Source organism: Aquimarina intermedia (assembly GCF_008124785.1).
GTDB classification, from domain to species: domain Bacteria; phylum Bacteroidota; class Bacteroidia; order Flavobacteriales; family Flavobacteriaceae; genus Aquimarina; species Aquimarina intermedia.
This window is the reverse complement of record NZ_VNHU01000009.1, coordinates 42,106-65,834: the sequence shown is the minus strand read 5'-3', so window position 1 is coordinate 65,834 and position 23,729 is coordinate 42,106. Positions and strand designations below refer to the sequence as shown.

Annotated in this window: 24 protein-coding genes; 17 read left to right on the top strand and 7 right to left on the bottom strand. The window is 34.9% G+C overall.

The features are described 5' to 3' along the window. Nucleotides 1-20 precede the first annotated feature (20 nt). From BD809_RS12815 to BD809_RS12765, 11 genes are read left to right on the top strand one after another with little or no spacing between them, the layout of a single operon-like run. Nucleotides 21-1,139 (top strand): Clp protease ClpP, encoded by a 1,119-nt coding sequence (locus tag BD809_RS12815; protein WP_148783380.1) that lies wholly within the window; start codon nucleotides 21-23, stop codon nucleotides 1,137-1,139. Nucleotides 1,140-1,188: 49 nt separating this feature from the next. After that, complete coding sequence (locus BD809_RS12810) at nucleotides 1,189-2,259, top strand: hypothetical protein (protein ID WP_246131536.1); 1,071 nt, start codon at nucleotides 1,189-1,191, stop codon at nucleotides 2,257-2,259. A gap of 28 nt (nucleotides 2,260-2,287) precedes the next feature. Further along, nucleotides 2,288-2,887, top strand: a complete 600-nt coding sequence (locus BD809_RS12805; RefSeq protein ID WP_148783378.1) for a hypothetical protein — start codon at nucleotides 2,288-2,290, stop codon at nucleotides 2,885-2,887. Further along, on the top strand, nucleotides 2,887-3,414 hold the full coding sequence (locus BD809_RS12800; protein ID WP_148783377.1) for a hypothetical protein: 528 nt from the start codon (nucleotides 2,887-2,889) through the stop codon (nucleotides 3,412-3,414). Before BD809_RS12805 ends, BD809_RS12800 begins: the two co-directional genes overlap by 1 nt. Nucleotides 3,415-3,420: 6 nt before the next feature. Then, nucleotides 3,421-4,593, top strand: a complete 1,173-nt coding sequence (locus BD809_RS12795) for a hypothetical protein (RefSeq protein WP_148783376.1) — start codon at nucleotides 3,421-3,423, stop codon at nucleotides 4,591-4,593. Then, nucleotides 4,580-5,083, top strand: a complete 504-nt coding sequence (locus BD809_RS12790; protein WP_148783375.1) for a DUF6712 family protein — start codon at nucleotides 4,580-4,582, stop codon at nucleotides 5,081-5,083. Before BD809_RS12795 ends, BD809_RS12790 begins: the two co-directional genes overlap by 14 nt. Further along, nucleotides 5,083-8,205: an SGNH/GDSL hydrolase family protein gene (locus tag BD809_RS12785; protein WP_148783374.1), complete on the top strand. Its 3,123-nt coding sequence runs from the start codon at nucleotides 5,083-5,085 to the stop codon at nucleotides 8,203-8,205. The genes BD809_RS12790 and BD809_RS12785 overlap by 1 nt, the downstream gene beginning before the upstream one ends. After that, nucleotides 8,202-10,619, top strand: a complete 2,418-nt coding sequence (locus BD809_RS12780; protein WP_148783373.1) for a hypothetical protein — start codon at nucleotides 8,202-8,204, stop codon at nucleotides 10,617-10,619. The genes BD809_RS12785 and BD809_RS12780 overlap by 4 nt, the downstream gene beginning before the upstream one ends. A gap of 2 nt (nucleotides 10,620-10,621) precedes the next feature. Then, nucleotides 10,622-11,152 carry a hypothetical protein gene (locus BD809_RS12775; protein ID WP_148783372.1) on the top strand — a complete coding sequence of 177 codons (531 nt, stop codon included), beginning with the start codon at nucleotides 10,622-10,624 and terminating at the stop codon, nucleotides 11,150-11,152. Then, a complete protein-coding gene (locus tag BD809_RS12770; RefSeq protein WP_148783371.1) occupies nucleotides 11,133-11,594 on the top strand; it encodes a M15 family metallopeptidase domain-containing protein in 462 nt (153 codons plus the stop codon). Before BD809_RS12775 ends, BD809_RS12770 begins: the two co-directional genes overlap by 20 nt. Further along, nucleotides 11,591-12,079 (top strand): hypothetical protein, encoded by a 489-nt coding sequence (locus tag BD809_RS12765; RefSeq protein ID WP_148783370.1) that lies wholly within the window; start codon nucleotides 11,591-11,593, stop codon nucleotides 12,077-12,079. The genes BD809_RS12770 and BD809_RS12765 overlap by 4 nt, the downstream gene beginning before the upstream one ends. Here the strand turns inward: BD809_RS12765 and BD809_RS12760 are convergent. The 7 genes from BD809_RS12760 to rlmH form a co-directional block, all read right to left on the bottom strand. Further along, entirely contained in the window at nucleotides 12,059-13,255 is a 1,197-nt protein-coding gene (locus BD809_RS12760; protein WP_148783369.1) for a site-specific integrase, read from the bottom strand. The genes BD809_RS12765 and BD809_RS12760 overlap by 21 nt on opposite strands. 117 nt (nucleotides 13,256-13,372) lie before the next feature. After that, entirely contained in the window at nucleotides 13,373-14,083 is a 711-nt protein-coding gene (locus BD809_RS12755) for a YebC/PmpR family DNA-binding transcriptional regulator (RefSeq protein WP_148783368.1), read from the bottom strand. A 112-nt stretch (nucleotides 14,084-14,195) separates the two neighbouring features. Further along, nucleotides 14,196-14,483, bottom strand: a complete 288-nt coding sequence (locus BD809_RS12750) for a 4a-hydroxytetrahydrobiopterin dehydratase (protein ID WP_148783367.1) — start codon at nucleotides 14,481-14,483, stop codon at nucleotides 14,196-14,198. Nucleotides 14,484-14,502: 19 nt separating this feature from the next. Beyond that, complete coding sequence (locus BD809_RS12745) at nucleotides 14,503-15,426, bottom strand: septum formation inhibitor Maf (protein WP_148783366.1); 924 nt, start codon at nucleotides 15,424-15,426, stop codon at nucleotides 14,503-14,505. A gap of 41 nt (nucleotides 15,427-15,467) precedes the next feature. Beyond that, on the bottom strand, nucleotides 15,468-16,055 hold the full coding sequence (locus tag BD809_RS12740; RefSeq protein WP_148783365.1) for a Maf-like protein: 588 nt from the start codon (nucleotides 16,053-16,055) through the stop codon (nucleotides 15,468-15,470). A 1-nt stretch (nucleotide 16,056) separates the two neighbouring features. Then, on the bottom strand, nucleotides 16,057-16,938 hold the full coding sequence (locus tag BD809_RS12735) for a UbiA prenyltransferase family protein (protein WP_148783364.1): 882 nt from the start codon (nucleotides 16,936-16,938) through the stop codon (nucleotides 16,057-16,059). A gap of 37 nt (nucleotides 16,939-16,975) precedes the next feature. Further along, the gene (gene rlmH / locus BD809_RS12730; protein WP_148783363.1) at nucleotides 16,976-17,449 is read right to left on the bottom strand and encodes a 23S rRNA (pseudouridine(1915)-N(3))-methyltransferase RlmH; all 474 of its coding nucleotides are present in this window, start codon (nucleotides 17,447-17,449) and stop codon (nucleotides 16,976-16,978) included. A gap of 124 nt (nucleotides 17,450-17,573) precedes the next feature. Here rlmH and nadC point away from each other — a divergent pair, with 124 nt between their 5' ends. The 6 genes from nadC to priA all read left to right on the top strand — a co-directional run bounded on the left by nadC (nucleotide 17,574) and on the right by priA (nucleotide 23,721). Continuing rightward, entirely contained in the window at nucleotides 17,574-18,431 is an 858-nt protein-coding gene (gene nadC / locus BD809_RS12725) for a carboxylating nicotinate-nucleotide diphosphorylase (RefSeq protein WP_148783362.1), read from the top strand. An 8-nt stretch (nucleotides 18,432-18,439) separates the two neighbouring features. Beyond that, complete coding sequence (locus BD809_RS12720) at nucleotides 18,440-19,357, top strand: YihY/virulence factor BrkB family protein (protein WP_148783361.1); 918 nt, start codon at nucleotides 18,440-18,442, stop codon at nucleotides 19,355-19,357. A gap of 24 nt (nucleotides 19,358-19,381) precedes the next feature. Continuing rightward, nucleotides 19,382-19,945: a chalcone isomerase family protein gene (locus BD809_RS12715; RefSeq protein WP_148783360.1), complete on the top strand. Its 564-nt coding sequence runs from the start codon at nucleotides 19,382-19,384 to the stop codon at nucleotides 19,943-19,945. Between the two features lie 130 nt (nucleotides 19,946-20,075). Next, nucleotides 20,076-20,639 carry a chalcone isomerase family protein gene (locus BD809_RS12710; protein ID WP_148783359.1) on the top strand — a complete coding sequence of 188 codons (564 nt, stop codon included), beginning with the start codon at nucleotides 20,076-20,078 and terminating at the stop codon, nucleotides 20,637-20,639. Between the two features lie 109 nt (nucleotides 20,640-20,748). Further along, a complete protein-coding gene (locus BD809_RS12705) occupies nucleotides 20,749-21,171 on the top strand; it encodes a DUF2147 domain-containing protein (protein ID WP_148783358.1) in 423 nt (140 codons plus the stop codon). A gap of 96 nt (nucleotides 21,172-21,267) precedes the next feature. After that, complete coding sequence (gene priA, locus BD809_RS12700; protein WP_148783357.1) at nucleotides 21,268-23,721, top strand: replication restart helicase PriA; 2,454 nt, start codon at nucleotides 21,268-21,270, stop codon at nucleotides 23,719-23,721. The last annotated feature ends 8 nt before the right edge of the window (nucleotides 23,722-23,729 follow it).

The following is a 23,729-nucleotide window of genomic DNA, read 5'->3' as shown; positions in this document are numbered from 1 at the left end:
CGCCTTGTAATTTAGTGATTATGATAGGAGTACTAAATATTCACGGTATTATCGGTGAAATTCCAGATGAAAACGGCAACATAATGCAGCCGAATGTTACCTTTTTAGATGTAGTTCAACAAGTTGAATCGCAAAAAGGGATTACCCAATTAGATGTATTCATTAAATCCCCCGGCGGTTTTGTTGAAGAAGGTGACGACACATATAACTACCTAATTAGCCTTAAACAAAAGGGTGTTAGGATTAGAACTATAGTTGAAGAAGTATGTGCTTCAGCTGCTATCAAAATTTTATTAGCCGGTGACGAAAGATTACTTATTGATCGTCCTGAAATTATGATTCACAACCCATTTGGAGCACCGGGTGAAGGAGATGCCGATGAAATAGAAGCCTATTATAAGGATCTACGAAGAATGGAAAACGGCATTATTGATTTCTATGCTTCTACAACTGGCACTTCAAAAGAAGCAATCAAACCATTAATGAAAAAGGAAACTTTTCTTACTCCAGAGCAAGCAATCGAATTCGGTTTTGCTACTGGTTTCTATACCAAAATACCTTTGAATGCCGTCGCATTTTCAAAAAATTTAATTACTAAATCAAATAAAATGAGCAATACGCTAGACAAAAAAGAAGCTGAAACGCTTGTAGATAAATTACTAAGTGGCTTAAAAAACTTCGGTAAATCTGAGAAGCCTAAAAATTTAAAAGTCATTCAGGATGCCAATGGTACAGAGCTGGAATTCCCAGATTTAGAACCAGACGATACGCCAACGGTTGGAGCTAAAACAACAGCCGATGCAGCTGAATACGTAATGCCAAACGGTGAAACGTATGTTGTTGAAGACGGTGAGTTAAAAGAGATCAAGCCAAAAGAAGAAGAAGCACCTTCAGAGGAAATGGCAGCGCTCGAAGAAAAAATTGAAAATCTAGTTACCGAGTTAGCGGAAAGAGATAATACAATTCAAGCTCTTCAAAAAACTAACAAAGAAAATTCAAAAGCAATTAAAGGATTTGAAACAGAATTTTTGGCTTTGAAAAGATCAATAGGATCGAGCTTTAAACACGAGAAAGGCGAACGCAAAGAACAACACCAAGACCAAAAAAGACAGGTTTGGAAAAAGAAAGACCAGGACTAATCACCCATTGTCTATAAACAACATTCATTAATCAAAAAAGAACAGCATAATGGCTCTATTAGATTTATCGGGTTTAACAATGAACCCAGAAGAAGCAAGTGAAGTATCACAGGCAATATTTGAAGCAACCATAACAGGTGGTGACCTTTCCGAATTTCATGAAATTGAAACCGGTATTACTCATAAACAACAAATTCCATTTATTGGGAATTTAGGTTTAGTGGGTGAAAAAATTACCGGGTGTGATCGTGGTGAAAACCCTGCATCCATTCCAATGACTGAAAAATTCTGGGATCCTGAATTGATAGGAGATAGATTAAAACACTGTGCAGTTGACGTGAATAGCTTATTGAAATTATTCAAGAAAGCAAAACGTGTAAACCCTGATTTCTACGACCGTATAGGAAGTGAAGAATTTGGTGTTATCATCGCTAAACTGGAACAGGCGATGAAGAAAATGAACAACCGTCTTATTTGGTTTGGTGATAAAGCTGCGGCTAATGTCGTTGGTGGTGGTGTAATTACGAATGGTATTGATATAAAATACTTCAATATCATCAACGGTTTGTTTAAGCAAATCTTTACCGAAATTCCTACCACAGCAGACAACTATGTAGCAATTGCAAAGAATGCCGGTGCAAGTTATGCAGCTCAAAAATTAGCGGATGGGGAAGCTTTAGCAACTTTTAGAGCAATGCACAATCAAATGGATTCAAGATTCTTTGAAGCTTTAGAAGATGGTGCGCAACCTGAAATGTTAGTAACCCGTGCATTATGGCAGAACTACCAAGACACTTTAGAGGATAAATCAATTGTGTTCTCACTTGACGAAACAACCGACGGTATCACCAAGAAGTCTTACCGTGGTGTACCTATTAAAGTACGTCATGATTGGGATAACAACATCAAATCCTACCAAGATAACGGAACGAAGCACAACCTTCCACACCGTGCAATCTTAACGGTAAAAGAAAATATTCCTGTAGGAACTGTGAGCACAGAAGATTTGACAAAAATTGAATCTTGGTACGAGAAGAAAGACAAAGCGAATTACATCGATTTTGATCTTATGCTAGATGTTAAGCACCTATTGCCATACATGACAGTAGCTGCTTACTAAGAAGTTTAACCTTTAAAAAATTACAAAAATGGGATGTTTTACGGATAAACTGACAGAAGATATAGTAAACGATTGTGATAATCTTTCGATATCCGGTATTGAATCGGATGTTTTGTTAGTTCCTCATAGTGATTTCAACAAGACCGCAACTACAATCAATGCCACCAATCGTATGTTGGTGGATGATTTAGTTTTAAACGCTGGAACCACAGGATTAAAATTAGAAGGTATCAAACAAACTCAGGGTTATAACTGGGAGTTTGTACCAAGTGAAGAAACAGTTGACAAGTTCAGACATTTGTTTGACGGTATGATTATGACGCCTTCAGCAGCTAACCGATTATCGGCTTCAAAGCTTGCAAAAGGTCAATCATATTTAGTTGTGGTTCACAAACGATACAAAGGAGCAAACAAAGCAGATGCCTTTTTGATTCTTGGATGGGATGCCGGACTATATGTAACCGTTATGACCGAAAATTCACGGGAATCGGATAGCGCAATCAAGTTCACTTTATCATCTAAGGATGATACTTTGGAATATGATATGCCGAGAGTGTTGTTAGAAAGCGATTATGATACTACGCTGACAGCGTTCAATAACAAATTTGCTCAGCCTGCAGTTCCTTAATGGTTCGCGATTGGAGAAATATAGATAAGGTTACCATTTTTAACGGAAAGGATGAAAATGGTAACCGCTATTTATCACAGTTTCTCAAAGATTATCAAAACATTTTTCAACCTGATATGATCAATGCCGGTTGTCAAAGATGTTTGAATGACTACTACAATAATTATATCAAATACGTTTCAAGTATGAAAACCGAAAAAAAAGAATCAGGATTTAAATTAAGAGAAAAGTACAACGGAATTCCTTTGGAGTTCGGTTCAGCGACATTAGTAACCAATGCAAATATTACCGATGAAATAGGTAATAAGCTTTTAAAGGACCATCCAAGAGGTGAGGAACTTTTTGAAGCGATTCCAGAGGAAGAAGAAATTGTTTTAACGCGTATCGAAGTACTCGATAAAATGACACGGGCACAACTGGATGAAACCGCAACAGGTTTAGGACTTAACCCGGATGATTACAAAAACAAAGGACTGATTGCCGAAGCAATCGCGGAAAAAGAAGAAGTTGTTGACGAAGAAGAATAAAACTAAATGAAGAATTTAGCATTTGAATTTATTGAGCTATTTAACAAGCTACCTTTTTTCAATAAGAAAGCAGGAATATATAACAACGGGGTAGATAATAACTACCCCGTTGCTGTAGAGAGCGGAATTAATAATTCTGTTACCGCGCTTACTTGTCGTGACCTTATGAAAGATTATTTGTCCGGTAAAGGTTTTGGGGATGATATAAATAAAATCTTAGTTCACGAAGAAAAGGAAATAACATTATTACAATTCGTCCAGGACATTTCAGAAAGCTACGCAACTCATAAAGGTTTTTATATTCAAGTTAATTACAATGCTGCTTGTGAAATCATTGATGCAGACGTATTACCGTTTACAGATTGTAGGGTAGGAAAGAAGGATGATAATAAATACAATGGTAAAATACTTGTTTGTAAGGATTGGAACGATTCAAAAGCAGAAAAAACAGCTACTAAAATAGATGTATTCAATCCCGATAAAAAAGTAATTCAATATCAAATAGATAAAGCAGAAGGAGTAGATAATTACAACGGTCAAATCTTGTACTACCATGCAAGTAAATATGTATACCCATTAGCACCAATTCATCCTTGTTTATTTGATGCAGAAAGCGAGTATAACGCTAGTGTTTACAAAAAGAATTCCTTAAAAAAAGGATTCTTTGGTAAAACTTTAGTAGTTACAAAACCTCTTGTAGATAACTTGATAAAAGAAAGCGAGCCAAAGGAATATCAACAACAAATTAGCGAACGAGATAAATTCAGAGAAACTATTCAAAGTTTTATCGGAGCTGAAAACGCTGATGGTGTTCTTCATTTAGAAATGGAGTTTGATTCAGATAAAATCGAGGAAGAAATTTTGTTTAAAAATATTGATTCGAATATCGATGATAAGCTTTTTGCACATACTGAAAGCTCAGTGAGTGATAATATAAGAATGTGTTTTAAAAATGTTCCTGCGGCTCTTATTCGTTCAAAAGATGGTGCAATTTTCGGTCAAAGCGGAGAAGCTATAAAGCAAATGAAACTTTTCTATCAAGATCAAACTGCAAATGAGCGATTAATCATAGAACAGAACATCAATAAGATAATGAAGCACTTTGTAAACCCTATAACGGAATTAAAAATAGTGCCATTAATAACCGTTTCAAAAGAAGTTGAAAATGTTGATCAGTAAAGAAGAAATTGCTAAGCATAGAGAGGTTTCAAGATCGGTACGTGATGATAAAATTAATCCATATATCGAAGATGCTGAATATTTGGATTTGAAACCATTATTAGGTGAGAGCCTGTATAATGATCTTATAGCTAATAAGACAGACCTTAAGTACATAAACCTACTAGAACCGAAGAACTACCAACACAACGGCAAAGAATACACGCATAAAGGACTTAATAAAGTAATTAGCCTTTTTGCGTACGCACGCTATGTTTTATTTGGATCTTTTACAGATACCGCGTTTGGTTTTGTTGAGAAATCAAATAATGATTCACAGCCGGTTTCAAATGAATTCAAACGTAACATTTACACAAAGGATAGACAGGCAGCAGTTAGTTATTTAAATGATGTATTGGTATTTATTTCAAGAAATAGAGATGTATACCCAACCTCAAATGGCAGTTGCGGCACTAGAAGTACAGGATTTAGAATTTCAAAAATATCATAATGAGTTTTGCATTTGTAGAAATAGGGATTTCAAAGTTTAGCGTAAACGGGATAGAGTTATATAAAACTTTTATCCCTTACCGCGTGAACGATAGTCAAATAAAAGTGCTTAACATCTATGATTCTAATTATGTACTAGTTCCTGTTACCAATGTATCAGATATAACAGTAGGAGGGTTATCGTACTCCACGGCCACGAATTTAATTAATGCCTTACATGATGTAATTTTCTCACCGGCTATAAGTGGTGATATAAATAATACACAAATTGAAGCGAATAGGCTTGCAATTCAAGAATTACAAAACGGACAAGTGGCTACAGGCCACGAACATGATGACAGGTATTACACAGAAGATGAAATTGATTTAAAACTTCAATCTTTTGTTGATGCAAACAATCTATTATCTGAAGGTGTTGTTGATGGCAGTGATATTAATTTTTTTGATGGCAATGCTAATTTAGCCTTTACCGTAGATGCTAAAGTTTTTATGAATCAAGGTACAAGTATAACCTTTGATAACGGTAAGTTGACTTTAAAAAATACGGATGGTGAAGTTCTTAGTGAAGCAACTATTGAAGCAAAAGAATTATATTATGATACCTTTGATTTTCAAACTGGGATAGCCGATGATCTAAGCGATTTAACTGCTAATGAAAACTTTACTTTGGCTAAAACCATTTCAAATTTATATTTCTTCGTTTCTAAAAAGACAAACGAAGAAAAATTAGCCGGCACTAAAATTTACATAAACGATCTAGGACTATGGTTTGATCTTAGTACGGCCAGTATCACAAACGCCAATTTTGATGCATGGCAAATCACTATTGCAGAAGAAAATTTTGTTGTTAATAGTAATTACAGATTTAATCTTTGGGTTAAGTCTTTAGAAGAATCAGGAATTACACCAGATTTTAAAGGAGATTATAATGTTGCCACCGATACACCAACCCTTACAAATGCAACCGGTGTACTTGGCCATGAATACAGAGTAACAAACGCCACTACCAACGGTACAAACAAAGACTTTGGTAACGGTGATGTATTTTTAAAGGATAATGATATTATTGCTTTTGATGGCTCATTTTGGTTTAAAAAAGTAAACAATAATCAAGATTCTGGAACCGGGGGATCCGGTGTTTCTACAGATGCGGATAATTCTTTGACTTTAGGAGTTGATTTGAAGCCATATTTTAGAGAGCGTACAGCTGATGAAATTAAAACAGCTTACGAGAGTAATATAGACACAAACGCTTTCACCGATGCAGAAAAATCAAAGTTAACAAACATAGCAGAAAACGCCACGGCTGACCAGACAGGCGCAGAAATTGTAACTTCAATAAATACAGAGCTTGGATCTACAACATGGCAACAAGGTGGGGGGCCAGGGGGAGCTTCAGATGCTTCTGCGGTTTCTGTTACCCCTTCGGGAAACTTAACTTCAACTAATGTTGAACAGGCTTTATACGAACTTCAATCAGAAGTTGATGTATTAAATAATGAAGATGCTTCTTCACTCACCACAATTAATGAATATAACACTATTGCTGATTTACCGGTAATTGATGGCGCTTTGATTGATCGTTATGCGTGGGTAAAGGGAGAAGCTAATACAGATAAAAATGGGTTGTACGCAACGATTGACGACGTTTGGACGATGATATATCATTTTGAATCCCGTGACATTCCAATTATAAAAACAGGAATCAATGAGATTGATTTAAGTAGCCCGGATATTAAAGATGGTTTTGAATTCTTATTGACTGGAGAAGAATCAGCAAACGCGAATTATTATTTAACAAATTACATTCCCGTTACGGTTGGTGATCGATTAGTAAAACTGAAATCCAACACTTTTAAATTTTACGACAAGGACAAGAACCCAATACCTAACTCGGACCCCGCTTACCCTGCAAATACTTTTGTTACTCAGATAGCTATAAGACATGAAAATGTTGCATATGTTAGATGGAATGCTTTAATATCGGATAAAAACGTTACTGATTCAATTGTTCATTTTTACAATTCTGTTAGTAATGCAGGCCCTTCGGGATGGTTCCCTTATCATGGTTATGCTCGTGACAATAGTCGATGGACATATGAAAACAACGGTTTGATTTGGCTAAATAGAACTAACAATCTTATTTATTATCGCGATTTCAATTATAATGAATATTATGACGGTACTGGAACTATACAGACAAATGGTTCTTCTACTGGTCTCTTTAGAGTTGAGCCACAAACACCATATTCACATCCTTTAGGAAATAGCTTAGTCACTTTTTTTGATAAATCAGGGGTATTTATTTCATCTCTAAATGCTGCCATCTTTAACACACCAAGTAATTGTTATTACTGTAGTATTTATTTAGCAAGACAATCAGATTTCAAAGCGTTTTTCTTGGTTCAAAATATAAAAGTTGATCCAATCTATTATACAAATGAGAATTCACGTATAAATAAAGAGCAAACAATTAGCAATACCAGTTTTGCACTGCTTGGGGATTCTATAAAAACAGAGAGGGAGAATTACGCTACTAATGTGGCCTTTGCTTCTGTAGCTAGAAACATTTTAAAGATTAGAAACTTTTCTAATGTTTCAAGATCCGGTAAAACGATGAAGAATTTTGCTGATGATATTAATACAGGATATCTACCAACCCCAACCAATAAGAATGTATACATAATTGATTTAGGTACTAATGATTATGGGTTTAATCGTCCAATAGGATCAGTTACGGATACATCGGTTACCGATACGTTTCATGGACATATAAAAAAAATAATTGAAACCATTAGAGGATTTGGAAGCAACAAAACTATTGCGTTTGTTACTCCCACTAAAAGAGAAAACGGAGACAATGAGAATGTTTTAGGAAACACGCTGCGCGATTATGCTGATGCAATTATTGAAGGTTGTATAAATGAGGGAGTTGAATACTATGACATCCACAAACTTGCGGGGCTTAACTTCAATAATCCCGAATTAAAGAATATTTATACGGCTAACACTTCAGATGTACCAGATGGGTTACACCTAAATGATTTAGGTCATAGAACTTTTTTACTTACACACGCAGTTCTTTTTTATAAGCTTCTAATCGAAAAAAATAAAATATCATGACAAATTTTATTCCGACTAATGCAGAAGATTTCAAAAATCCAAAGCCAGAACATTCTAAAATGGTTTGGTCATTGGAGCATGATATTACTATTGATGGGAACGTTGATATGACCGGATGTAAAGGAGTGATTTTCAAAGATGGTGGGGGCACTATAGATTTTGGTACTCATGATGTTTTATTCGACGATGTAGCGTGTTTTGATTTTCCGTATAACCGCAAGGTTATGGACTTTTCAAAGGCTACAATTAACGACAAATCAACTTTTATTTGCGGTGATATTAATCTTGTAAATTTCGGATTGGTTGGAGATGGTAACATAGAAAAAGGTACAGGAACCGACAACCGAAATGTATTTTTACAAGCCCAAAAGATATATAATTCTTCAGGTGGTAACGCGAGAATAGACGGTAAAGGTGTGTTTATGTATTCGCTTGTAGAAACTACCAGGAGTCCAAAAAATATTCCATCAAATTGGTATGTTACCGGTACTGCAACTATGACGCTTGCAACCGATGTAATTGTAGGAGCTTTACCAAACGATTTGGAGAAGTATGATATTATTAATTTTTGGAATACTAAGAATAGTTTTTTAAAAGGTGGTGAGATAGTAGGGGAGTTGAGACACCACGATTTTAGTAAAAGTGTAAGTGAACATAATCACGCAATTTATATTTCTTCGGGCAATGTGAATCTTACTATTGATACTTCTGCCAGAGAGGTAGCCGGGGATTGTATTTATTTCAAATACGCCCCAAACTTCATTCACCTTAACAAAGTCACTGCCGAAAAACTCACTAAAGGTAAATTTATTGATGATGATGGAGTTATTAAAACAGATGATCGATTTAGTTACTCCCAAAAGTTTGATGTATCTCACGAAGCTTTTGATAAAATTAATGGTTTTGTTTTTGGGGGTGGGTCCTATAGTGGTCGCTTTGGATTAGACGTACACGAATATTGGGCAGTTTTTTATGATGGATCTGGTAATTTTATAGGGAGATCATTGGTTAATGAAACCTACAACCGAGTAAATAAGCCCAAGAATTGCAAATACATTGCGCTTGTAATTTACACGCCTAAGAATTGGAACGATTTAAAGGGAACTATTTACGCGCCTGATTACTCAATAGGCACGGTGATAAAATCAAAATCTTTAATTAAAGGATTAAGACAAGGACTTTCTAACCCTGCACCACATACAACGATATCAGGTTGTACTATTTCAGAAATTGGACGTGGATTTCGTGGAGAAAAAGGAAAACCGGGGTATGGATGGGATGTTGAAGATGGAGCACAGAATAATTTTAATATTGATCTCATTTATGTCGTGTTTCATGATAATTTAAACGGTGATATCGTCTTAAAAGGTTGCAGATACATCACGATTAGAAAGTGCAAGTTCTTACAATCCAAGATTCAAGGGTATACACAAAAAAACATTATTTCCATTAATGGAGGGTACAACGTTGTATTCGAAAATAATTTAGTTCAAAATAGAACCCTTATGATGGGCCGCGCTAATGTGGTGACCAATAATGAGCTTAGTGATGTTACACTACATTTCGAGTTAGAAAACGAAGTATTTAAAAATCATTCTAACGCTAAGAACGTGAAGATTGAAACCGGTCATAAATTTCATAAGGATGGCGTTGCGTATATAGAAAAAAGCTCCTTCATATATGATCGTCCGCTAGATAAAAGATCAGTGTTCTATCACCGTTATGGTTTAAATCTCATTTATAGAGATGTTGTTTTTGATTTCATGGGTCAGGAGTTCAATACTACTAACCAAAAACTATCACAGGTAGCAACGGCAAACCCAATGTTGTCAAAGGGTTCAGTGGATAAACTACAAATTTTAAACGTTCACACTAAATCATCACTTAAACACAAAATCGGGCTCGACTGGCCAGTCCAAGATATTAAAAGAATGGTGTGTGATACGTCTTTATTGATTCGCGTTGGATTACCACGTGATTTTAAAATCTCAAACGGTACTACAAATGGATGTTTGCGGTTGATGCTCGATAACTATCCGGACAGCAACCAAGGTGAGTTCACAACGGCTACCATAAAAGATCAAACAATAAACATTGATGATTTAGATTTACTATTGCGTGGTACGCATGCTGTCCAAGTGTTTAAAAAAGACGTTAACATTGTATTCGACAATTGTATTGTTAAAATCAATACAGATAATCCTACCGGCAACATCTTAGACTTGCAACACAATGGTGGTACGCTCATTAAAAATACGAATTTCATTTCTAAAGTACCAGGTTCAAAAATGGACTTGAACAAGTTGAAAGTAAAACCGATTCATCTCGAGAATAATAAATTTTACAATATCGATTTCACACCACGTGATGTTGATGTTGTTTTACAAAATACACCAACTCTTATAACCTTATAATTATGATATTAAAATTCATCCTTGAAAACTTGTTGCTGATACATACAGGAACCCTAATAGCCAGAATTAAATCAAGCTTATTACTTTCTGTTTTTGCTTCACCTTTTGCGATGTTGGGAGATGCTATGTTTAAATGGTTTGAGTTCAACATAGTTTATGTTCAATTTGTTTTCGGAGCAATTATTATTGACCACATATTAGGGAGCTATATACATAAGTTTATTAAAAATGATTTTTCGATTTTAGAAAACATTAAAGGATTAATGATTAAATGTGTTTTGGTGGTGACAGTAGGTTATTTAAACGAAGGCTTTTTACATATACTTGGAAAAGATGGAACATTAGGGATTTACTTAGTAGTTATACTAAAGCTTATGGTTTTTGTATATCCTGCCGGATCAGCATGGACCAATTCTTCAATAATTACAAACGGAAAATTTCCGCCTATTTCATGGACTAAAAGAATAAATCTGTTTAACAAAAATCTTGACATAAAAGATTTTCAAAAAAAAGATGATGAGAATAACATATAAATTCGGTGATCGTAGTCGTAAAAACTTAGAAACATGTCATGAAGATCTACAAAAGGTTTTGAATCTGGCAATATCTCGAAGTAAAGTTGATTTTGGCATTAGTGAAGGTCATAGACCGGTAGAACGTCAATATAGATTGTATTTAAAAGGAGCTTCAAAAATTGATGGTTATAAGAGAAAAGGGAAACACAACTATTTTCCTTCCTTAGCTGCGGATATTTATATATACCATCCTGATAAAACAATGAGAGGTAAAATTGATTACGACGAAGTGCATCTATCTTATGTGTCGGGTGTAATTGATGCATGTGCGGTTGAACTTTACGAATGTGGTAAAATAAAACATTTAATTAGATGGGGTGGTAATTGGGATAGTGACGGAATTATCAAGTTTGATCAATCTTTTCAAGACATGCCACACCATGAAATCATTGAGCCATGAAAACTAGAATCATATTTTTATTAATTATATTTTTAATCTGTTCATGTGGAACCCGTAAACGTGTGATGCAAAAAACAGTTACAGAAATTGAAACTTCAGAAAAAAAAGATGTCAAAAAAGAAGAAGTTATAATAACAGTTTCAAATACTGATATCAAAACCGCTGAAGATAACACCACTTACACACCCGTAGACAACACCAAACCTATGGAGGTTGAAGGAAAGAAATATTATAACGTAGTTATCCAGAAAAAGAAGAAAACGCAAACAGATAGCTCTAAAACGGTTAAAAAAGAAAACCGAATTGAGGAAGATAAAACAGAAACCGATATTAAAAAAAAGGAGCTAAAGAAAGATGTAGCCGTTGACCGCGATAACTCTTTTAGTTTTTGGGATTGGTTTTGGCTACTCCTGGCAATTGCAATAGTTTGGTTGTTGTATTCGAACAGGTTTAAAATACTTAAATTATTTAAACATACTTTTTAAAGCTTCGGTTTGTTTATCTTGGTAAAAGTCTTTCAAATAAGTTTGTGTGGTGGCTAATCTCGAATGACCAAGCAATTTACTTATAACAAGCAAATCAATTTTGTTTTGAACCGCATAATCAGCAAATGAATGTTTGGAGACGTGAAACGTAGTTTCCTTAATTCCGTGATTTTTGCACATGATTCGCCAACTACGATTGACCGCATTGTTAGCAACCTTTATTTTTTGAACTATAGTTTCTTCGTCCTTTGGATCTACCCCCTTTAAAATAGGGAATACATAGGTTTTATCCATTCCTTTATATTTGTCTAAGATGCTAATTACTTTTGGCGTTAAAGGTATATTACGTTTGGATCCATTTAAATTTTTTGATTTATTCATAACATATACAATGTTTGAATCTTCAATGTTGGACCATTTTAAACGGCAAACGTCGCCAAACCTCATCCCGGCATTATAAAAAGCAAAAAGGAACATATCACGTGCCCGAATGATACCGATAAAATGCCGCTCAATTTTCAAGTTTTCTATTTTAAGTATTTCCGAATAAGAAAGAATTTCTTTATTACTATTTACTCGCTTAATGGTATATGTATCGAATGGGTTTTTATCAATTAACCCATCTTTTAAAGCTTCCTTGACAACTATTTTTAAGGTGCTCATGTTTGAAGCAACGGTATTTTGCTTATTTCCTTTATCAAACATATACCGTTCAAATCTTAATAAAAAATCTGGTGTTAATTCAGAATAATGAATATTCTCGTTAAAACCTTTAATCTTCTTTAAATGGCCATCTCTAGTATTTGCAGTGCTTATCTTACCCTTATTGCGAATCCTATTATTTGAACGTTGAAAAAATTCATAAAACGTTATTTCCTTACCTTTTAGTCCATTTTTTTTGTAATCCCTCCAGAGGGAAACAATTTTTTTTGACCCTAAATCAGAATATTGATTTGCAAAACTTTGAAATTCTAGTAAAAAATTAGATAGTTTACCATTTAATTGATCTTCTAACGGATGTTTACAAATAATTGACTTCTTAAAATTCCACTGTTTTTTTTGAATTGTGATTCCAGTAGCTATATATTGCGGTACTCTATCAATGATTAATCTTAGTCGTATAGCCTGTGAACCGTCTCTTTTCTTGTAATCGTTAAGCGTATAATCTAAAGTCATAATTTGAAAACAATTAGTAAACAAATGTATGAATTATTAATTATTATTTGTAGTTATTAATATTTTATGTAGTTTTGTAAACAAGAAATAGCCGATAAACACAGAGTTAACAGTATTTTAGGCGTCAAGGTTGTGAAAAACATTCTGAACATCTTCGTCTTCTTCAATCTTCTCTAGGAGTTTCTCGACATCAGCTGCTTGCTCTTCGGTAAGTTTTTTGGTCACCTGCGGAATTCTTTCAAATCCGGAAGATAAAATTTCAATCTCCCTACGTTCTAATTCTTTTTGAATAGCACCAAAACTTTCAAAAGGGGCATAAATTAAAATTCCGTCATCATCCTGAAAAACTTCCTCTGCACCAAAATCGATAAACTCAAGCTCTAATTCTTCAGGATCGATTCCCTCACCGGCAACTCTAAAATTACAAGTGTGGTCAAACATAAATTCTACCGAACCGGAAGTACCTAAGTTTCCGTCACATTTATTAAAATAAGAACGTATATTGGCAACAGTACGATTATTATTATCGGTAGCTGTTTCTACCAAGATAGCAATCCCATGCGGTGCGTAACCTTCAAATAGCACTTCTTTATAATCGCCCTGATCTTTGTCTGAAGCTCTTTTGATAGCGCGCTCTACGTTATCCTTTGGCATATTTACTGCCTTGGCATTTTGAATAACAGCACGCAATTTTGAATTAGAATCAGGATCAGGTCCGCCTTCTTTCACCGCCATTACGATATCCTTACCTATACGTGTAAATGCTTTGGCCATTGCAGACCATCGTTTCATTTTTCGTGCTTTTCTAAATTCAAAAGCTCTTCCCATATGCTAAATTTTAATTTGTGTTACAAACATAAGCAGAATGCCCTTTTTTAACAAACTCTGCTCTATGATTTTAAAAGCCACTTTTTTGGAGCTATATTTTCAGAAATACCGCTTACTCGTCGCCCTCAATAATTTGATCTATCGTTTTAGCTAATTGTATATCCTTTGTTGTAATACCACCGGCATCATGCGTTGTAAGAGTAATCATTAATTTATTATACACATTTGACCAATCAGGATGATGATTTTGTGCTTCTGCTTCAAAAGCGATGCGTGTCATCACAGAAAAGGCATCTTTAAAATCGTTAAACTCGAACGTTGTGTGAATTGCATTTTCGTGATATTCCCATTCTTTCAAGTCTTTTAAAGCACTTTTTATTTCTACTTCTGTCATTTTCATAGTGTGTCTACTTATAGTTTTAGTTTAATTTAAGGGTGTCTCGCAAGGCATCATGTCGCGTACTATTCTTACTCCAATAATCTGAAGTTATTGTTTTTAAACGTGTAGCTTTAGTAACTAATGCATCTGTAGTATCAGTTAGGTTATACCGTTCGGTCCAGGATTCAATTTCGTATGGAAATTTGTTGGAAAAAGTAATAGCTAAACTTCTGCTGAGTTCGGGGTATGTAATGGTATACGTGCTAAAATCTTGTTGCTTTTCCATTTTTGCGCTTGCAGAATAAGGCTGTATCTCTTTGTGAAATAACCTGCAATATTCAAAAGATGGAATGATAGATAATTCGCCTTGTGGCATGTCGTTCGGAGCTATACGAAGCTTTGTCCATAGTTCGTTTTCTAGGATAGTTTTTTTCAAAGAAAACGTTTGATCCGCTTCACCTTGAAAATAGGAATGCGATAAAATTTCGAATTTTTCTTTAGTATTCAATTGAGCGTATACTTGTCCGCACCATTCCTGTATGGAGCTGCTTATTTTTAGCGCGTGTTGGTTATCAGTAACAGGATAAAAGGTACTTTGCATAATCGAATAAGGATAAATCCCGGTATTAAATTTTTTAGTTGCATTTAGTTTAAGCACGGATACGGTAGATGCGCTCTTTTGATTCGCTTTTACCTGAATCTCTGGCAAAAAATCTTCAGTCACATAGATCAATGCAGCTGTTCCTTTGCGAAGCTCTCCATAGCGTACCTGTTCTAATGCGTACGAGGTGATTTCGGCTTTACCGGCATACCAATAGTTCTTAAACTCTTTGGAAAGTTCTTTTTCTGTTGCAAAGACATTTTCCACAGGGAGTATAGAAGCAATAGAAGTTTCTGTAGTGTCTGTAGTTTTTTGATTACAACTCACTAGACTCAAGCACAATAAGCTGATTAAAATACGCATGACCGGATTAATTTTTTAATGAATCTCAAATTACAATAATCTCAGGATTTGGCAAGTTCAATTAACGTTTCATACACAATATGTGTGGGTAAGCCCATGACGGTAAAGAAACTACCGGTTATTGAAGTGATACCAATATATCCGATCCATTCTTGTATTCCGTACGCTCCGGCTTTATCTAGTGGTTGATGAGTCTCCACATAATACTCAATTTCTTGATCCGTAAGTGTTTTGAAGGTAACCTGAGTAGTATGATGTTTTACAATTATTTTTGTGGCAGTTTTAAAACATACAGAGGTAATGACTTCGTGTGTTTGATTCGACATAGATTGTAACATCGTTTTGGCTTCGTCCAATGTTTTTGGCTTACCCAAAGCCTTCTCATTATGCCACACAATAGTATCACTGGTAATAACGATCTCTTGTGGGTTAAGTATATTAAATGCTTCAGCTTTTAATTCGGCTAAATAGTTGGATATTGCTTCACGTTTGAGATGCTCAGGATATATTTCTTCAACCTCCCGCACATCAATCTTAAAATCAATTCCAAGTTCCTTAAAAAAATGATGTCTTCTGGGCGAACCTGAAGCGAGAATGACTGTGTGATTATTCAGAAATGATTGTATCATATTAAAGAAGAATATATTGATATAAAAATAAAGATCCGGCCGCTATAAAAAGGATGATTTGTAGTACGCCTATCAACTGTTTTATTCCTTTGGTAGAGGTAACGATCCATGATTTGATAGCTACATAGAGCAGCGGAGCTACGATACCAATCAATACTAAAAACACAGCCAAGCTATTAGAAAATAAATAGCTGTATAGATAATAGATAACCCCGGCAATAGGTAAAATTGTAAGCGCACCAATCAGCTGAAGCGTACGATCTTTACCTAAAACAAGGGCAACTGTTTGTTTTCCTTGACGATGATCGGTGTCCATTGTAGTACAGGCAACTAACATTTTTCGGATAATCACCAACATAAAACCAAAGAATGCATAATCCAAAAGAATTGAAAAGATTACTTTTTGAGAAGCCTGATTGTTTGCGTTCAATACGGGAATCAAATCAAAAATTCCAACAATAAGAATAGGAAGCATACTTAAAAGGCCTATTACCAGAATGTTGACTACCACGATATTTTTAAGATAAATACTGTTACTATAGTAAAGACCCGAGGCAATAATGAATAGTGCTGCAAAACCGGGTCTACCAATAATATTTGATAAATAGAAGCCAAGTCCGACTCCAACTATATTTAGCACAACAAAAAAACGATTAATAAAGCGTTCAGAAAAAATGCGAGTACTATTGTTGCTGTTTAAAAAGTTTAGCGCATTGCCACCGGCAGCAATCGACAGGGTTGCAATTAGTAAAAGTATAAAACCATACCCATTGAGTGTGATCGCAACATCAAAAGGTCGAAATAACCCAAATTTGATTGCAATTTGAACAAGGAATATGAGAAGCAAGGATTCAATTTTGATAAGTTTGAGGTAATGATTCATAAAATTAGCATATAAATTAGACTTGGGGGTTCGTATATTAACGGTGATGATACGGTTCGTTCTTTAGAATTGTAAAGGCACGATATATCTGTTCGATAAAAAATAATCGAATCATTTGATGAGAAAAAGTCATTTTGGACAAGGATAATTTTCCATTGGCACGGGCATACAACGCATCACTAAAACCATAAGGACCACCAATTACAAATACTAATTGCTTAATTCCGCTATTCATGTGCTTTTGCAGGTATTCAGAGAAAGCTACAGAACTATATTGTTTTCCTCCTTCATCTAACAAAATTAAGGTATCGGCAGTGGTTATTTTGTTCAGAATCAAGGAGCCTTCTTTATCCATCTGTTGTGTTTCACTTAAGTTTTTGGCCTTTTTTAGATCCGGAATAATTTCTAAAGAAAATTTGACATAAAAGCTTAAGCGTTTTATATAATCAGCAATTAATTGAGTTAAAGCTTTATCATCTGTTTTGCCGATGGCTAAGATTTTAATATGCATATAATTGTTTAAACGATGCGCTAATAAATTAGGTGATACGAAGATAAAATATTCAGAAAAACAACTACCGGAGCGAAGCTACTGTTCTTATCTTTTTTTACTTTAGCAAAAATAACTATTCAATATGATTAGCAAAGCGCAATTTGAGAAAGAAATAGAATTAATCATCAGTAATGCAATTAGAGAAGATGTAGGGGAGGGAGATCACAGTTCGCTGGCATGCATACCTGATACAGCAAAAGGAAAAGCCAAGTTATTGGTCAAGGATGAAGGTATCTTGGCGGGAGTGGAATTTGCGAAACAGGTTTTTACCTACGTGGATCCAACCTTAGAGATAGAAGTTCTGCTAAACGATGGAGATCAGATTAAGTATGGTGATATTGCTTTTTATGTTTACGGAAGCTCTCAATCTATTCTCAAAGCAGAACGCTTAGTGTTGAATGCGATGCAGCGCATGAGTGCTATTGCAACAAAAACCAATCATTTCGTCAGTTTATTGGAAGGAACAGGTACAAAAGTTCTTGATACTCGTAAAACCACGCCCGGAATTAGAGCTTTGGAAAAATGGGCGGTTAAAATTGGTGGGGGTGTAAATCATAGGTTTGCATTGTATGACATGATTATGCTTAAGGACAATCATATTGATTTTGCGGGAGGAATTGATGAAGCTATTGAGCTTACGAAGATGTATTTGAAGAACAACAATTTAGATTTAAGAATAATCGTAGAAGCACGAGATTTAGAAGAAATAAGAGCAATTTTAAAAGCAGGTGGGGTATATCGAATTCTTATTGACAATTTTAATTACGAAGACACTAAAAAAGCAGTTCAATTAATAGGAGACAAATGTCTCACAGAATCCAGTGGTGGTATCAATGAGGAAACAATTCGTAAGTACGCCGAGTGCGGAGTGGATTATATCAGTAGTGGAGCGCTGACACATTCGGTATATAATTTGGATCTTAGTTTGAAAGCTGTATAGCCATCAACATGTCAAAAACTATTGAAGATAAATTAGAAAAGATTCCAGGAATTAATTTTTTGGTTAGAACAGGTAAAAAAATTATTCTACCGGGCTTTGAAGGGTTATCACTATACGATCTGTTTGAAATTTATTTTCTTGGGATCCTTAAAGGCACCTTCTCAGCTCGGGCGAGCGCGATTTCTTGGAGTTTCTTTTTATCCTTGTTTCCCTTCTTACTTTTTCTTCTAAATTTGATTCCCTATTTGCAGATCGAAAATTTTCAGGAAAAACTTTTTGAATTTATAAGTGGTGCATTACCCAGACAATCAGCAATCTTTTTTAAAGGAATTTTTGATGATATTGCCTCCAATCCAAGAGGAGGCTTACTATCAACGGTTTTTATATTATCACTTTTTTTAATGACCAATGGGATTAATGCAGTATTCTCAGGTTTTGAATACTCCTACCATGTCACGCTCAATCGTAGTTTTATACGGCAATATTTAGTTGCATTAGGAGTCTCTCTAATAGTGGCATTGTTGTTGTTAATTACTGTAGTAGGTACTTTGTATCTCACGTATTTGGTAGATAATTTAAGTAGATTAGGGATGGTTAGTGATACCTTACTGTGGTTAACTATAGGTAAATATGGACTGTTGGTTATTATGATTTTTTTGATAACCGCTACTTTATTTTATTATGGAACTACGGAGGGTAAAATGAATCGATTTTTCTCCCCTGGAGCATTTTTAACTACAGTTTTAATTATTATAACTACGTATTTATTCGGAGTCTATATTGATAATTTTTCAAATTATAATCAATTATATGGTTCTATTGGTGCTATGTTAATATTGATGATTTATATTTGGCTTAATTCAAATATTTTACTGTTGGGTTTTGAGCTTAACGCTTCATTGACTAAATTACGTAAGAATTTCTAACACAAACACAAACACATCAAACACATGAAAAAAATTGTAACCCTTTTGACACTTTTCTTATCGATTTCTTTTGCGAATGCTCAAATTAAAGTTGGTGACGCTTCTTTGCCCGAAAAAGTTACCTTTAATAATGAAGAATTAGTAATTAATGGGGCGGGGCTTCGCGAAAAATTCTTTTTCGATATTTATGCAGGAGCACTGTATGTAAAACAAAAAGGGAAGTCTGCCGGCACCATCGCAAGTGCAGATGAAACCATGGCAATTAAATTATATATACTGTCTGGTATGATGTCTAGAAGTAAGATGGAAGATGCGCTAAGAGAAGGATTTAAAAAAGCTACCAACGATAATACAAAGACGTTAGACAAAAGAATCAATAAATTTGTAGGTTTTGTTTCTGATGAGATTGAGGTGGGACAAACCTATGATCTAGTGTATGAAAAGGGAAAAGGTAGTGTCATTTACAAAAATGGACAAGAAAAGGGATATGTAGAAGGGTTGGATTTTAAAAAGGCGTTATTTAATATTTGGATCGGACATAAACCTGCTGACAAAGGACTGAAAGCAGAACTTTTGGGGTCATTTTAAGGTTGAAATACTTATTTTAACGTTAAAATGCATAAATTTATTACGGTTTATACGTAATTGAATGTATAAATCTTATATATTTGCAGGGTCAAAATTTTATTTTAATACCCCCGATAAACTTAAATACAGTATGAGAAAAATTACTCTTTTAATCGTGGCATTGGTTTCATTATCAAGTGCTACTGCACAAATTAGAATCGGAAAGGCTATCTTGCCTTATGAAGAAACGCGAGGAGATGTCACCTTAAAATTGAATGGGGCAGGTATGCGTGAAATGTTGTGGATAGATCTCTATGCAGGAGGACTCTACTTACAAAACAAAAATAAAGACCCTAAAGCAATTCTAGATCTTGATGAAACCATGTCAATAAAATTGAATATTGTTTCAGGCTTCGTAACACAGTCAAAAATGATAAAGGCTGTGCAGGATGGATTTGAAAAGGCTACCTTTGGTAACACTAAACCTCTTGAAGAAAGAATCAATAAGTTTATCAACTTCTTCAATGAACCCATCGTAAAGAATGACATTTTTGATATTGTATATGTCAAAGATGTTGGAGTAAAAGCCTATAAGAATGGAAAAGAATTAGGTCTAGTTGAAGGAAGAGACTTTAAATATGCGCTCTTTAAAATTTGGTTAGGTGATGAACCTGCCAGTCAAGGTATTAAGGATGGAATGCTTGGATTGCAATAGCTCTTCAATTCATTATCATATAATAAAAACGGTCTAATTTTTTTAGATCGTTTTTTTTATTTTGATATTTTACTATCTTTTACCTTGTATTAATTAACAATTTCACACAATGCTCTATAGAATATGTTTCATCTTATTTTTAACGGCAACTTTTGCCAATGCACAGTCGGCAATCATTGGAAAATGGAAAACGATAGATGATCAAACAGGCAAAGAAAGATCAATTGTTGAAATATATAAGAAAGGGAATAAGGTGTTCGGAAAAATTATTCGCGTTTTGAAGGAGTCTGATCGTTCTAAAACATGTATTTACTGTAGCGGTAGTGATTATAATAAACCGATCGAAGGGTTGGAGATTATTAAGAATATGGAACGTGACGGAAGTAGTTATGAGGATGGGACCATTACAGATCCAGAAAATGGAAAAACCTATCGTTGTAAGCTGTGGATAGATGACGATAATCCGGATATTCTAAATGTAAGAGGCTACATTGCTTTTTTTTATAGAACGCAGCAATGGCAAAAACTATAAAGTACTTACTATCTTTTTTAGATTAAAGTTTCAACTTCCCTACAAGCTGCCTACCTTTACCTCGTAATACCCGGTTAATTTTCTTTTGCGTGCTATATGTTATATTTCATTGATGTAATTCTTCCTGTACCCGTGTCCAATACTTTTACGTATCAAGTATCAGAAAGAGAGTATGGTTTTTTAGAGTTAGGGATGCGAGTTGCTGTTCAGTTTGGTAAAAGTAAGGTATATGCAGCCTTGGTAGTAAATCTTCATCATACAGCGCCTCTTGTATACGAGGCCAAGGAGATTGAGCACATCCTGGATGAGATTCCTATCGTAACAGAGAAACAATTAAACTTATGGAGATGGATTGCTGACTATTATATGTGTACGCAGGGTGAAGTAATGCGAGCAGCATTGCCGAGTGCATTTTTATTAGAAAGTGAAACACTAGTAGTAAAAAACGAAAATTTTTCTGGCGATGAGCAAACATTAACTGATGAGGAGTTTCTGATTTTTGAAGCACTTCAGTACCAAAGTTTACTCAAGATAGATGAAATTATAACTATTGTCGGCAAAAAAACAGTGCTCCCTTTGATTAAAACCCTAATTGAAAAAGGCGTGGTGTTAATTAGAGAAGAATTATACGAACAGTACAAACCCAAGCTTGTAAAATTTGTGCGACTACATCAAAAGTATAGGGATGACAAAGCACTCAAAATATTACTGGATGAATTGTCCAGAGCCCCAAAGCAACGGGAAATAATCTTAAATTTATTTTCTCTGGAGGCTTCCTCAAAAAAACCTATCAAATTAAATGACTTAAAAGATAAAGCTGCTACGACAACGACTACAATTAAAAGTTTAGCAGAGAAAGATATTATAGAAATTTTCGAGCGTAGAGAGGATCGTATTGTTTATGATGGCGGTGAAGATGCATCGATCAAAACCTTGAGTAGTGCACAAGTTCAAGCCTTTGATGAAGTTAAAAAGGAATTTGAAAGTAAAGCCGTTTGCTTGCTTCATGGTGTAACTTCATCCGGTAAAACAGAGGTGTACGTAAAACTGATAAAAGAGCAATTAGAAAGAGGCAAACAAACTCTCTATTTATTGCCAGAAATAGCGTTGACAACACAATTAATAACAAGATTACAGCAGTATTTTGGTACCTCTCTAAGTGTGTACCACTCTAAATTTAATGTTCACGAACGTATTGAAGTTTGGAATAATGTCAAGAAAAATTCCGAAAAAGCCAAGATTATCATAGGAGCGCGTTCATCCATTTTTTTACCTTTTCAGGACTTAGGACTGGTAATAGTTGATGAGGAGCATGAAACAAGCTTTAAGCAATTTGACCCGGCACCACGATATCATGCGAGAGATACAGCAGTGGTTATTGCAAATATGTTTAAGGCAAAAATTCTATTAGGTTCAGCAACGCCCTCTGTAGAGACTTATTACAATGCTTTGCAAAAAAAATATGGTCTTGTAGTGATGGATCGCCGATATGGTGAGGTGATGATGCCAGAAATGAATTTGGTTGACATAAAAACTAAATATAAGAAAAAACAGATGACAGGTCACTTTAGTGACACCCTTATCACAGCGATAGAGTATACGTTGAGTGAAGGCGGTCAGGTTATTTTATTTCAGAATCGGAGAGGATACTCTCCGGTTGTTGAATGTACTACTTGCGGACACTCACCGCAATGTCCAAATTGTGATGTAAGTTTAACTTTTCATAGTCATAAAAATCAGTTGCGCTGTCATTATTGTGGATATCATATGGCAATGCTGCTTCAATGTTTGGCATGTGGCAGCTCAGAACTTTCTACTAAAGGTTTCGGTACTGAGCAAATTGAGAAAGAGTTGCAACAATTATTACCCGATCATACTATTGCCAGAATGGATCAGGATACTACACGTGGTAAACATGGATATGAAAAAATTATTACCAGCTTTGAACAAGAAGAAATAGATGTTTTGGTTGGTACTCAGATGTTGTCTAAAGGCTTAGATTTTAGAAACGTACACTTGGTAGGGGTCATGAATGCAGATAACTTACTGAATTTTCCAGATTTTAGAGCACATGAAAGAAGTTTTCAATTGATTCAGCAAGTGTCGGGTAGGGCGGGGAGAACAAAGAAGAGAGGTAAAGTTCTAATTCAGACATACAATCCTTATCATCAAATATTACAACAGGTCACAGTGAATGATTATGTAAGCATGTATCACGATCAAATTGAGGAACGTAGACAGTATAAATACCCTCCTTTTTATCGATTAATTAAAATTACAGCAAGACATAAAGATTATAATCGTGTAAATGACAGTATGCGCTGGTTAGGCACATCGTTAACTTCAGTATTTAAGGAAAATGTCTTGGGACCGGAATTTCCACCTATAGCGAGAATCAGAAATCAATACCATAAACATGTTCTAATTAAAATTCCGCAAGGTCAATCACTACAAAAGACCAAGCAACTTACCACTAAGATACTGGCAACTTTTCAAAGCATTAAAGAATTCTCCGGAGTACGGATAATTATAAATGTGGATACCTACTAGATACCATA